The sequence below is a fragment of the Chloroflexus sp. genome, assembly GCF_056331925.1.
The window spans coordinates 112934-125871 of the sequence record NZ_JBWGQH010000005.1; the positions used below are offsets into that span (position 1 = coordinate 112934).

At 54.1% G+C, this 12938-nt stretch carries 9 protein-coding genes; 4 read left to right on the forward strand and 5 right to left on the reverse strand.

Features of this window, described 5'->3' with window-relative positions:
* Positions 1–5 precede the first annotated feature (5 nt).
* The 3 genes from zwf to AC01ZF_RS04330 all read left to right on the forward strand — a co-directional run bounded on the left by zwf (position 6) and on the right by AC01ZF_RS04330 (position 3244).
* Entirely contained in the window at positions 6–1526 is a 1521-nt protein-coding gene (zwf, locus tag AC01ZF_RS04320) for a glucose-6-phosphate dehydrogenase (protein WP_424674476.1), read from the forward strand.
* Positions 1527–1681: 155 nt separating this feature from the next.
* Positions 1682–2815 carry a glucose-6-phosphate dehydrogenase assembly protein OpcA gene (locus tag AC01ZF_RS04325; protein WP_424674475.1) on the forward strand — a complete coding sequence of 378 codons (1134 nt, stop codon included), beginning with the start codon at positions 1682–1684 and terminating at the stop codon, positions 2813–2815.
* 60 nt (positions 2816–2875) lie between these two features.
* Entirely contained in the window at positions 2876–3244 is a 369-nt protein-coding gene (locus AC01ZF_RS04330) for a hypothetical protein (RefSeq protein ID WP_424674474.1), read from the forward strand.
* Positions 3245–3365: 121 nt separating this feature from the next.
* Here the strand turns inward: AC01ZF_RS04330 and secA are convergent, their stop codons facing one another.
* The 3 genes from secA to AC01ZF_RS04345 all read right to left on the reverse strand — a co-directional run bounded on the left by secA (position 3366) and on the right by AC01ZF_RS04345 (position 9686).
* Positions 3366–6344 carry a preprotein translocase subunit SecA gene (gene secA / locus AC01ZF_RS04335; protein WP_424674473.1) on the reverse strand — a complete coding sequence of 993 codons (2979 nt, stop codon included), beginning with the start codon at positions 6342–6344 and terminating at the stop codon, positions 3366–3368.
* A gap of 89 nt (positions 6345–6433) precedes the next feature.
* Positions 6434–8656: an HD domain-containing phosphohydrolase gene (locus AC01ZF_RS04340; protein WP_424674472.1), complete on the reverse strand. Its 2223-nt coding sequence runs from the start codon at positions 8654–8656 to the stop codon at positions 6434–6436.
* The gene (locus tag AC01ZF_RS04345) at positions 8622–9686 is read right to left on the reverse strand and encodes a sensor histidine kinase (protein ID WP_424674471.1); all 1065 of its coding nucleotides are present in this window, start codon (positions 9684–9686) and stop codon (positions 8622–8624) included. The genes AC01ZF_RS04340 and AC01ZF_RS04345 overlap by 35 nt, the downstream gene beginning before the upstream one ends.
* 168 nt (positions 9687–9854) lie before the next feature.
* Between AC01ZF_RS04345 and AC01ZF_RS04350 the strand changes: the two genes are divergently transcribed.
* Entirely contained in the window at positions 9855–10469 is a 615-nt protein-coding gene (locus AC01ZF_RS04350) for a sialidase family protein (protein ID WP_424674470.1), read from the forward strand.
* On the opposite strand, the gene AC01ZF_RS04355 is transcribed toward AC01ZF_RS04350, so the two are convergent.
* On the reverse strand, positions 10470–12098 hold the full coding sequence (locus tag AC01ZF_RS04355; RefSeq protein ID WP_428111250.1) for an McrB family protein: 1629 nt from the start codon (positions 12096–12098) through the stop codon (positions 10470–10472).
* Entirely contained in the window at positions 12098–12763 is a 666-nt protein-coding gene (locus AC01ZF_RS04360) for a hypothetical protein (protein ID WP_424674468.1), read from the reverse strand. Before AC01ZF_RS04360 ends, AC01ZF_RS04355 begins: the two co-directional genes overlap by 1 nt.
* Between the last annotated feature and the right edge of the window lie 175 nt (positions 12764–12938).

Genomic DNA, 12938 nt, shown 5'->3' on the forward strand with positions numbered 1-12938 from the left:
CCATCGTGACAACGTTAGCACAACAGAATCCACTGCGCACCGGATTGCGCATCGCTCGTACTCCCGAGCCATGTACTATGGTCATTTTCGGTGCCAGTGGTGATCTTACCAGTCGCAAACTCGTGCCGGCTCTCTACAACTTGGCCCGTGAACGTCGCTTGCCCGGCGGCTTTTCGGTTGTCGGTTTTGCCCGTCGAGACTGGACTGATGAATATTTTCGCGATTTGTTGCGTCAAGCAGTGAATGCCAATTCACGTTCAGGTGAGGTTGATCCAGAGTTATGGGCAAGCTTTGCCCAGGGTATCCAGTATCATCGCGGTACCTTTGACGACCCCACTGCGTATGATCGTCTGGCCGAACGTTTAGCAGCAATTGACGCTGAACGCGGGACGGCTGGGAATCGAGTCTTTTATCTTGCAACGCCGCCCGAAGCGTATCCAACTATCATAGCCCAGTTAGGCGCACATGGTCTTGCCCATTCCCATGGATGGACACGCATTATCATCGAAAAGCCGTTTGGTCACGATTTAGCGAGCGCACAGGCCCTCAATGCCGAGGTATTATCGGTCTTTCAGGAGGATCAGGTGTATCGGATCGATCATTATCTCGGCAAGGAGACGGTCCAAAACATCTTGATTTTTCGCTTTGCGAACGGTATCTTCGAGCCGATCTGGAATCGGAGTCATATCGATCATGTGCAGATTACCGTCGCCGAGACGATTGGGGTGGAGGATCGTGGCGGGTATTACGATACATCCGGCGCGTTGCGCGATATGATCCAAAACCACTTGATGCAACTGCTCTGTCTGGTGGCGATGGAACCGCCGGCAATTTACGATGCCGATGCCGTGCGCGATGAGAAGGTGAAAGTGCTACGCGCGGTACGCCCGTTGTCGGTGAATGATACGGTGCGCGGCCAATATGGGCCGGGGAGTGCGAACGGTATTCCGGTACGTGGGTATCGTGAAGAAAAGGGGGTATCGCCAACGTCCCAAACCGAGACCTACGTCGCACTCAAGCTGTTTATCGATAATTGGCGTTGGGCAGGTGTCCCGTTCTATCTTCGCAGTGGCAAACGTCTCCCGCGACGCGTCAGCGAGATCGCTATTCAGTTTAAAGCTGCACCGACGATGATCTTCGCCGATACTCCCCTGAACGATCTCGATCCCAATGTTTTGGCAATACGCATCCAGCCCGATGAGGGAATATCGCTGAAGTTTAGCTCGAAGACTCCCGGTCAGCCACAGATCCGTCCGGTCACGATGGATTTTCGCTATGGGGTCTCGTTCGGTGTTACCTCACCGGATGCCTACGAACGGTTGTTACTCGATTGTATGCTCGGTGACAGTACACTCTTCACCCGTCGCGACGAAGTCGAGGCCAGTTGGTCATTGTTAACTCCGATCTTACAAGCATGGGCCGAAGGGCCACCGCCACCGTTTCCCAATTACGAAGCCGGTAGTTGGGGGCCGGCCGCAGCCGATGATTTTATTGCCCGTGATGGTCGATCATGGCGACGATTATAAAGGTGTGTTGTTTTTCAATTCACCAACCTGATAGCCGATGCGTGCAGTGGGATGTGTTCCCCGGCGATGGTGCTTTTGCGGGCGAGGCACCGGTCTGACAATCGCAGGGCAACATCTATGCTGATATTCATCGCCCATGTCAAGACGGAGTAGGTATGAGCGAAGCAACGGTTGATATTCACGCCATCGAGCGTGAGCTACATCAGATGTGGCAAGAGCAGGCGAATCATCCCAATGCGGGTGGACAGGCAGTGATTCGAGCGCTTACGCTCAACCTGATCGTGCGTGCATATAATGACGAATGGGCTGAGCAAGCGCTGGCTGTAGCGCCGGTGCTTACGGCTCAGCATCCTAATCGCATGGTGATCGTCATCGATCGGCCCGGGGACAAGATCGAGTTGCAGGCAAGTGTGCAAGCACTTTGTACGCTCGCCAATGCGGGTCGGACACAAGTGTGTGGCGAACAGGTAACGATTAGCGCACAAGGTGCCCCCGCCGGTCAGTTAGCCAGTCTTGTTCTTCCCTTACTCTTACCCGATCTCCCGGTTGTGTTATGGGCACCAGGCCCACAACCGTTTACCCAGCCGTTGGTCCAACGCCTCTACCGCTTATGTGACCGTGTTATCGTCGACTCGACAACGTTTGCTGATCCGGTGCGTGAACTCGGCGCACTAGCGGCTTTTGAGCAGACGACCAACGGGTCGCCGGCGATAAGTGATCTCGGCTGGACTCGACTGACCCCGTGGCGTGAGTTAACTGCCCAGTTTTTCGATACGCGACCCTTTTTGCCGCATTTGCATCGGATTGACGAAATTGTGATCGAATATGCTGCCAACACCACCATTAATCCGGTGGGCGCACTGCTCTTTGTGGGCTGGCTGGCCAGTTGCCTGAAATGGATACCACTCGAAGATGCGGTTGGGATGGAAGGTGAGGTCATTCGGCTCTATCTACGCCGTCCAGCAGTTGGCGTCGGGCCGTCAGCGATCCGGTTGGTCAATGTTGAAATTCGTCCGGTGCCGCACGGTGGCGAAGGTTTCGTGCGTTTGTCAATGCGAGCTGTCGACAACCAGCAAGCCTCTTTCGTTGTCGAGTTGATTGACGATGAAGGTCACGCCTGCACACGAGCCACGATTGTCGGGACAGCCCCGATCGAACGTACAGTATCCATCGAACGACCAACGCTCGCCGATCTGCTCGCTACCGAGCTGCGCCTGCTCAGTCGTGACCGAACGTTTGCGGCAGCGCTCCACCTTGCCGGCGGGTTGGCCCAGCGTTTTACCTTGTAGTGAGCCAATATCCGCTATAATCGGGCGATGGGTAGTTGTGGTCAATAGGGATGGATGTAGATGTTTCCATTTGCCGAACTCTTTTTAAGTCCGCTAGGCGTAGGCATCATCATTCTGATGCTCCTCATCGAGTGGCAGGCAATGGTGCAAATCAAATGGCAGCCATTGTTCCGTTCATTAGGTGATGTTGTGGTTGCTAGCGCGGTCTCATCCGTCGTCATCGTGTTGTTAAGCCGCTTGCTATTAACTCTAGAAAATCCGTTGTTTGTCATCGTAGCTGCATTTGCGGTAGCCGTTATTGTCGAGGGATTTGTATTGATGTTGATCCGCAAGCGCAAAGCTGCTGCTAGTTATATGGCGGCTTTAATTGCCAATGCAGTCTCGTTTATTTTCTTGCTGATCTTTTATCTGTCGTTTTTGGCGATATAACAGCGATTTCGCTAAGAACGTGGTTTTTGAGGTACGGTAGGTTCACGTTTGCGACGGTACACCTACCGGATAACGGAGATGCGGCAGTCATACTGCCGCATTCCTGAGAGAGCTATACTTCTTATCGTTTCTTCCCTCGCGGGACAGCCTGAGGTTGTCGTCCACGAGGTGTCTTGGTGCTTGCATCCGGCAACGTCCCATTATCAATCGCTGCCCTGATCTTCGCCGCCTCTTCAGCGATAGCCGGCTTCACCGGTTGCGGCTCTTCCTTCGGTGTCGTCGTCGGTGTCTTATTCATAAAGGCGGCTAGCTCATGCTCCCGACCTAAATGGCAATGCTTGAACTTCTTGCCACTCCCGCACGGACACGGATCATTCCGCCCGATCTGCTGTACAGTGCGTCGTTGCGGCTTGCGCGTTTGTTCAACCTCACTGCTCCCACCGGCAATTTGTGCGGTTGCCAAACGACGTGCCTGCTCTTCAGCAATTTGGCGCAGATACGCTTCATACTGGAACGAAGCCGGAATAATGTTGTAGACAATGTCGTGCGCTATGTTCGCCTTCAATTCGTCGAACATGCGGAACGATTCGCGCTTGAATTCGACCAGTGGGTCTTTTTGCGCATACGCTTGCAACAAGATATTTTGGCGCAACTCATCCATCGCCGTCAGATAATCGACCCACTGGCGATCGATGGCTCCCAACATCACCCGTCGCTCGACGGTGCGCATCACCTCCGGCCCGATAGCCTTCTCCCGTTCGGCATACGTGGTCTCAAGGTGGTCGAGTAAGAACTGTTCGATCTCCTCCTTCGTTTTGCCTTTCAACGTCTCAGCCGTGACGGTTGCCGGCAGGGTGGGGTCAATCCGGCGGTACACGCGCAACAGCTCGGTCAGTCCGAACTCATCAACCCCATCGCTGAGATGTTCATCGATCTGGCGCTGAATCTCTTCGGCCATCAGATCAAGTACCCGTTCCCGCATATCGGCTTCGTCAAGGATCGCCTTGCGGTCGGCGTAGATGATCTGACGCTGCTTGTTCATCACATCGTCAAACTCGACGGTGTGCTTACGGATATCGAAGTTGTAGCCCTCGACGCGCGTCTGCGCACTCTCAATCGTGCGGTCGAGCAAGCCGGCTTGCAGGGGTATATCCGATTCCACAAACCGCTCCATCAAGCCCTTAATTCGCTCAACCGGCCCAAATCGGCGCAGCAGTTCATCTTCGAGGGAGAGGAAGAACCGTGACGAGCCGGGATCACCTTGGCGACCGGCACGCCCGCGCAACTGGTTGTCAATCCGGCGTGCTTCGTGACGCTCGGTGCCGATCACGTGCAATCCGCCCAACTGACGCACCTCCTCGCCTTCCGCCTCCGTCAACGCTTTAGCCTTTTTCCACGCTGCTCGCTTCTGCTCAGGTGTAGCCGTTTCCAGCGTCAGACCCTCTTTGCGCAAGAACTCTTCGACCAGACCATCGGGGTTACCGCCGAGTAAAATGTCGGTACCACGACCGGCCATGTTGGTAGCAACCGTCACCGCCCCCTTGCGTCCAGCCTGTGCGACAATCGCTGCCTCACGCTCGTGGTGCTTCGCATTGAGCACATTGTGCGGAATACCGGCTTGCTTTAGCATAGCGCTTAGTCGTTCTGATGTCTCGACTGAAGTGGTGCCGATCAACACCGGTCGCCCGATCTCGTGCATCTCTTGCACTTCACGCAACACAGCACGGAACTTCGCCTCTTCGGTAGCGTAAATCTGGTCGGGCAGATCCTTACGGATCATCGGCTTGTGGGTTGGGATGACCACCACGTCGAGATTGTAGATTTTGGCGAACTCTTCACGTTCGGTATACGCAGTACCGGTCATACCGGCCAGTTTCTTATACATACGGAAGTAGTTCTGAAACGTGATAGTAGCGAGGGTGACATTCTCGTTCTTGATTGGCACCCCTTCCTTTGCCTCAATGGCCTGATGCAAGCCGTCGCTCCAGCGCCGCCCTGGCATGGCCCGGCCGGTGAACTCATCGATGATCACCACTTCACCATTCGGCGTCACCATGTAATCGCGGTCCCGCTGGTAGATGAACTGCGCTTTGAGTGCATTCTCGACATAATGAGTCTTTTCGTAGTGTTCAGGATCGAATAGACTCTCGCCGGCAGGGATATTGAGCAGTTTTTCAAGCTTCTCAATCCCTTTTTCGCTAAGATAGATGCTCTTGGTCCGCTCATCGACGAAGAAATCACCGTCTGGCTCTAATCCTTCTTCCTTCACCTGTTTGGCCGTCACCGATGAGCGTCGCAATTGGCGCACCAGCTTTGCCATTTGCCGGTACAGGTCTGACGACTTCTGCGCGGGGCCGGAGATAATCAGCGGTGTGCGCGCTTCGTCAATCAAGATGTTGTCTACCTCGTCAACGATGGCGTAATGTAGCTCACGCTGAACAAGTTGCGACTTATCGTAGGCCATATTGTCGCGCAAATAGTCGAAGCCGAATTCGTTATTGGTGCCGTAGGTGATGTCGGCCAAATAGGCTTCGCGGCGGGTGCAAGGCCGCCAGTGGACGAGTCGTTGATCTTCCGGGTTGGCGTTGGGGTCGATATAATCAGGATCGTATAACGCACTCTGATCGTGGGCGATAAACCCAACCGACAAACCGAGAAAGTGATAGATCGGCCCCATCCACCCGGCGCCGACTTTAGCCAGATAGTCGTTGACCGTCACCAGATGCACGCCTTTGCCTTCCAGTGCATTCAAGTAAAGCGGCAGTGTTGCCACCAGCGTCTTTCCTTCGCCGGTCTTCATCTCGGCAATTTTGCCTTGGTGGAGCACAATACCACCGATCAACTGTACGTCGTAATGACGTAGACCTATGGTACGCGCGGCAGCTTCACGCACCGTCGCAAAGGCTTCGGGCAAAATATCATCGAGCGTCTCACCATCGGCAAGACGCTGGCGAAATTCATCGGTCTTGGCGCGTAATTCGGCATCGCTCAGCTTGGCGAATTCTGGGCCAAGCCGGTTGATCTCTTCCACTATTGGCTGTAGCCGGCGTATTTCTTTCTCGTTGCTATCGCCGAGCAAACGCCGGAAAAAATTCAACATACGAACTCCTTATATCCTGCGCTGTTGCACAGTGGATTGTTAGTCTTTGGTAAGAACGCTGAGCCTGCGCCATCATAACGAACAGACGCTCACTCCATTATAGCATTGCTCTCTATTTCGGCGATGACCTGCTCGAAGACTGCGACTACTTGCGGATCAAAGTGTCGTCCGGCTTGTTCACGGATATACGCCAATGCCCGTTCGCGTGACCAGGCTGCTCGGTAAGGGCGGTCACTGGTCAGTGCGTCGTACACGTCTACGACAGCAAAAATACGGGCTGCTAATGGAATCTCTTCGCCACGTAGTCCGCGTGGATAGCCGGTGCCATCCCATTTTTCATGATGGCACCATGGAATATCGAGTGCCGGAGCGAGAAATTCTATCGGACGGAGTAATTCCACCGCAAGCGTAGGGTGGGTGCGCATAATCGCCCACTCTTCATCGTTGAGCGGGCCGGCTTTGAGGAGAATTGCATCGGGAATCCCCATTTTGCCGATGTCATGCAGGAGGGCGCCCCTTCGGATATGAATCAGCTCTTCATCACGAAACCCCATCCGGGCTGCGATCCGAACCGTTAGCTCGGTCACACGGCGGGAATGACCTTCCGTTTCCCGATCACGTAGATCGAGTGCGCGTGACCAGCCCTCAATCGTTGCGTCGTAGGCGGCTCGTAGTTCGGCATTGGCCGTGCGCAGTTGCTCGAATAGGTCGGTACGATGCAGGACATTGGCCGCAAGTTCAGCGATGTCATTGAGGAGTTCGTGTTCCGCTTTGCTGAGCGGGGTATCCCGTGCCAGTAAGAGAACCCCTACCTGTCGGTTAGCAGTATTGAGTGAGATGCCGATAACCGTATGGTCGTGGATATGCTGCAGCGCAGTCACATCCACCCATCCGGTGCCAATCAGCGTCTCGCTTAGCACCGCCAGTATCTCTGGTTGATGCGAAAGCACCTCAAGCCATCCTCGTGTGCAATCTACAAGAAATCGTGCGTTATCCGTCCGCAAGAGGGCTACACTACTCGCCTGAAACACCTCCTGCACCTGTTCGAGCAAGATCGGCGTCAATTCGGCCCACGATTGTGCTGAACGAATGGCCGCCCCGATATTTGCCAGTATGGTCCGTCGTTGTTCACGCGCCACCTGCTCGGTAATGTCTTGCTTGATCGCAATGAAGCGATTGATCGCACCGGTTTCATCGGTGAATGGCGTGATCGTCATCTCTTCGTAGTAGAGACTGCCATCTTTACGCCGATTGATCAACCGGCCTCGCCATGGCTGACCACCGAGAAGGTGTGACCAGAGGGCAGCATAAAAGGTTTGATCGTGCTTACCTGAACGAAGGAGACGGGTTGATTGGCCGATGGCTTCAGCGGCAGTGTAGCCGGTCAGGGTGGTGAAGGCCGGATTTACCCACTCGATAATCCCATCGCGATTGGTGATGACAATAGCGTTGGCCGCGCTGTTAAGTGCCTGTGCCTGTAAGCGTAGCCGGTTGTTTTGTTGATGAAGTTGATCTCGATAATACGCATGTTCAATTGTAATCGACACTTGGCTAAGAAACGATTCGTGTTTGATAATGTAGTCACTTACGCCAAGCCGTAACGCTTGCAACGGAAACTCTGCGTTGCTCGGTTGGGCCATTACAATGATCGGTTGGGTGAGCCGACGAAACTGAGTCAGTTCTTTCACCAGATCGAGCATTGCCAGGCGGGGTTTGTCACAATCGATGACAATCACATCACCAACCGATTCCCGGTGGTCGATTAGGTTGAGGAAGTTGATCCCACCACGGACCGGGATACAGTGAATATGCGGTGCAGTACGTTGCAAAAAACGGATCGTTTTGTCACCATCGGTGGTGTCAATCTCGATGTACGAGACGGTAATGGGCTGATTGCGGCGGGCTTGTTGTGAGTGAAAACGCCGACAAGCTTGATCAATAATTGGTCCGATCCGGTCGAGGTAATCACCACGTTTAATGACATAATCATCAGCACCGGCTTTCAAGGCGCTGATGACCATCTGCTCGCCGCCACCTCCGGTAAGAATAATCACTGCCATCGGTAAATTACAGGCTCGAATATGTGACAACAGATCAAGCCCATCACCGTCCCGTAAATGGAGATCGAGAATGACAGCATCATACCCGGGTGCAATCGCTGATAGACTGTTGAGATAAGTATAGGCTGCGTGATATGAATGAAGATGGGTAATCGAGATTGCCGGTTCGTAGCTCTGCATCGCTCGCCGAAAGAGATCGGCATCGAAGAGATTATCTTCAATCAACAGCAAGCGGTATGGGTGTGCTGCCATGGGGTATCTCCAAGTAGAAGGTTGCCCCGGCGCCGGGTGTACTCTCGGCCCACACATAGCCGCCCATCCGTTCGATAGCTTTACGCACGATTGCCAAGCCAACCCCAGAGCCGGGATATGATTCTTGTGGATGTAAACGTTGAAAAATAGCAAATATGCGATCGTAATCACGTATATCGAACCCAATACCGTTATCTTTCACCCACAGTCGTACTCTATGGTCCTGTACTTCGGAGCCGATTGCCAGTCGTGGTTGAGGTACGTGCGCGCTAAACTTCAGGGCGTTATCGATCAGGTTGCGCAATGCGAGGCGCAGCCCGATCATGTCGGCGCGGATCGTCAGGCAGCGCAGATCGCGCTCGATAATCACATTGCGTTCCGCAATTTGATCGGCGTAGGTTTCGAGAATCTCTTCGAGCAGATTGATGAGATCGATCTCGGTATATTCAAGCGATTTGCGCTCAATGTGGGTGTAGGTCAGCAAATCGTCAATGAGCTGATACATCTGTGTAACCGCAGTGCGAATGTTATGCAGGCACTGCTGTCCGTCGGCATCGAGGCGCTGAATGTGGAAGCGTAACAAGATTTGGCTGTAACCGTCAATCGTGCGCAGCGGTGCTTTGAGATCGTGTGATACAGCAGAAGTAAACTCTTCTAACTCTTGATTGATGTGACTCAATTCAGCATTGGCCGCTTGCAGCGGAGCCGTCCGTTCGGCAATGCGTCGTTCGAGCGAGTCGTTCAGCTCTTGTAGCTCGCTGTTTGCCGCCCGGAGTGCTTCATTGATCTGTTGTTGCTGGCTAAGCGTCCGCCATCGTTCGTATCCGAGCCAGCCTGCCATGACCAAGACGAAGAGCCAGCCTTTTACCGTTTGCCAGCTTGTCAGTTGTTCAGTATCACTCACGATCAGTGTGAGCAACCGATCAGAAAACGCAACCCATGCTCCGGCTAGAATGATATACCAACTCGTCAATCGTAAAGCACTGATCAACGGATTGCTGATCGCCTCGTGTGGTGTTACGGATGACATAGTGCTGTCCCAAGAGGTAGGACGTAAATGGGAATGAAGACATCGGACGGGAATGTAGGTGCAGAGTTTTCAGTATATCATAGCATACGGGTGTATTCGATGCTATGCTACAATTCATAGGCATTTGCACAGCTTGCGCCGGTTTGACGGCATTGCAGAGGAGGCGGCATGGCGAAGGCTGGTGTTCTCTATGTTGGGACTGATAGTGGTTTGTATATTTTGAGTGATCCGGGTGGATTAGGACGTTGGCGCTTGTTGCCCAATGTGGCGTTTCCTACTGAGCCGGTGTTTGGCTTGGTTGCTGCCGATTCGCGAAGTCTGGTGATCGCGACGAAACAAGCATTTTGGCGCAGTGATGATGGTGGGCAGCAGTGGCGTGAAGCTGATAGTGAGGATCAAGCATTGTTCAATTTTCTGGCCGGTGACCGGTTGCCGGTCGCAACGGTGCAAGGGATGGGGGTGTGGCGCGAGCATCACGTACCACTTGCCGGAGTTAATCTGCTTGCCGTTCTGTCAGGGAAGCAAGAGGTGTTGCTCGCGTCAGTCGATGAGGGTTCCCGTCTCCTCCGCAGTGACGATGGTGGCAAGTCGTGGCACCCTGTCACTACGGAGTGGCAGGGTGCTCTCAGTGCCTTAGCCCCCAGCAGCTACCATATCGATGTGGTATGGGCTGGGACCGATAGCGGTCAGATTTGGCGCAGTGATGACCGGGGGCGAACGTGGCAATATGTAAGCACAGTGCCGGCGGCAGTACGCTGTATGGCGGCAGTACGGGTGGCCTAGTTAATAGCCGTAGAAGTCGGTGTATCCTTCGCGGTCAAGGCGTGCCAACATCTGTTCGAGCCGTTCGGCGCTGCGCGGTAAGCGGCCACTACAGAGGGTAAGTAAGCTGCGCAGCGCTTGGCGGAACCGTGGTGTGTCATCACCACGGACACGAGGCAGTAATCGTTGCATAAGCTGCATATCGAGCGCTTCCAATGCACTCATTCCACTTGCTTGCTCGATGAAGCGCAACGTCTCACCGAGCGCTCGGTATCCCGCCGGCTTGCCGGCTGCACTCAGATGCATTTGGAACTCGGTGAGTAGGTGCCATACCTGTTCGTCAATACGCTGCCCATACATCGTGCGTAACGCTGGCAGATCGACCTGTTTTAACTCGATCAGATTGGCCCTGTCGAGCACTTTGTCGCTCAGCGCAAAGGTGCTTTCATCAACATTAACCGTGCCGATCAGCCGTACATTGATTGGTAAACGGAATGGATTACGCACGGTGCCACCGCCGGCGAGTGGTGTTTCGGCGAGCGGAGTACCCAGATCGATCAGTCCGTCGGCCGTTTCCATTGCCGACAAGATTGGGGCAAGGTAATATTCAGGTCGGGCCAGATTCATCTCATCGAGACAGACAATGTACGTTTGACCGGGATCGCCTGCGGCTGCAAGCAGGTGACGCAAAAATGGTGTTGGTTGGTATAGCCCGGTCAACGAATTGTAATACCCTAGCAGATCACGGGCGCTATGCCAGTCAGGTTGTACGGCTACCAGCAGATAGATTGGATTCGCTTGACCCTCTCCAACCCCGATCAATGCGTCGGCATACAGGCGGGTCAGCCACGTCTTACCACTACCGCTGGGCCCGGCCAGAATGACCAACGGCCGGGCTTGTACGGCGAGGTGAAAAGCGTATAGCGTTTGATCGTCGATCACCATCCCGCGTCGCCGAATAGTAGCTGCGATCTGCTCGAACAGCGGTGCTCCCGCTACATACACTGCCGGTGTTTCGCGGAGCGTATTGGTTGCTACCAGATCAAGCTCTGCTAGTTCCATCAACACTTCATTGAGCGGCAAGAGCGCACAAAGATCATCAATCAACCGTTCAGCCGATGGCAAATTCTCCCACGGATAGACAAATCCGGCCCACAGATACTGTGCCTGGCGTTGTGTCAAATAATGATCGATCCAGCGCATCCCCGGCAGTGGTGGCCGGCGACTCGTAAAGCGGGCCTGTCCCTCGGTGCCGATCCGGTCAATGAGCGGCTCCCACGAAGGACGGGCATCGCGCCAGAGTTGGGCTAATTGTGGCCGGCGGGTGCCCCAGAGTTGCAGGCCGGCTGCAACCGTGCGTTCTGCCCCACTTACCGTCAGCATAACCCCGGCGCCGCGCGGTGGCCGGTCAAATGCAAACCAGTAATCTTCAATCGGGTCACGCCGACCGCGCCCACGGTCAATTGCGCGACGTGTCTTAAAACTCAGCTCGTACAGTGGCCATTGGCGAGCCAACAATTTTGCTGCGCGCTCGGTAACTCGATTGGCGAGCGCCACCATTTCTGGATGGAGCAGGCGTTGCACCGCTTGCCAGCGTGGTCCAACGCCGGGTTCGAGCAAGGCTTGCAGGGCGGGTAACGAGAACGGCATCAGGCTGTGGGTGGTCGCAAATAGAATTGCGGATCAAAGCCGCGATCATTGTCTATTTTAGCGGCTTGAAATACATTGGCTAACTGTGGCAACATCTCACGAAGTTCGTTGCACAGCGTATCAATGGTCTCGGTTACCGAATCGACATTCAATTGCTCAACCGGGAAGAGGCGAGTCGCTGTCAGGTGTGCGAGGATCGATGCCTGACGACCCTGAGCACGCAGTACACCACTAATCTCAAGATTGTCTTCGACATTCGGTTGATCGATAAAGAGATCAAAGACTCTTGCTGCTAAGAGTTCGATATCCGCTGCTTGCCGTTCTTCGTCGCTCAGCGGGAGAAAGTAGGTTACTTCTAGCAACAGTGTGCTCAGCGGCTGGACTGATGGCATCTGTTCATTGACGATCTTATGAATGATGTCGATAATCGGTTGACCGTGCAGTGAAGCGACCGTCAGTTCAGCCGGCCAATTCACCGTGATCATCGCTCGGAGCGGCGGCTGCATCCACACCCCATTCGTATCCAAATTGGGCGGTAAACACGTAATGCGTAGGTTACGTCCAAGACTGTGAACGTCGAGCAGTTCCTGGGTGTGCGCAATTGGAAGGTCTTGTTCTTCAAGACTCTCAATGAGTAGTGAGATAAGTTGCTCGTAAGTGAGCATAAGCTATCCTCTGGCACAGTCTGGCGATACTGATACCTCGATTATACCATTATCGCTCTCACTACGGTGTGTTTTGGCCGCCTTGAGCTAACGAATTTGGCTACACCTCATTCAGCCGCCAAACCAACATGATGCGTTGAAGAGGTTTGCAGAGAAGTGTCGCATCTTGCCCATG

Coding starts and splice junctions, on each gene's coding strand:
- AC01ZF_RS04325 (WP_424674475.1), top strand. CDS start 1,682: ATGAGCGAAGCAACGGTTGATATTCACGCCATCGAGCGTGAGCTACAT.
- AC01ZF_RS04330 (WP_424674474.1), top strand. CDS start 2,876: ATGTTTCCATTTGCCGAACTCTTTTTAAGTCCGCTAGGCGTAGGCATC.
- secA (WP_424674473.1), bottom strand. CDS start 6,344: ATGTTGAATTTTTTCCGGCGTTTGCTCGGCGATAGCAACGAGAAAGAA.
- AC01ZF_RS04340 (WP_424674472.1), bottom strand. CDS start 8,656: ATGGCAGCACACCCATACCGCTTGCTGTTGATTGAAGATAATCTCTTC.
- AC01ZF_RS04345 (WP_424674471.1), bottom strand. CDS start 9,686: ATGTCATCCGTAACACCACACGAGGCGATCAGCAATCCGTTGATCAGT.
- AC01ZF_RS04350 (WP_424674470.1), top strand. CDS start 9,855: ATGGCGAAGGCTGGTGTTCTCTATGTTGGGACTGATAGTGGTTTGTAT.
- AC01ZF_RS04355 (WP_428111250.1), bottom strand. CDS start 12,098: ATGCCGTTCTCGTTACCCGCCCTGCAAGCCTTGCTCGAACCCGGCGTT.
- AC01ZF_RS04360 (WP_424674468.1), bottom strand. CDS start 12,763: ATGCTCACTTACGAGCAACTTATCTCACTACTCATTGAGAGTCTTGAA.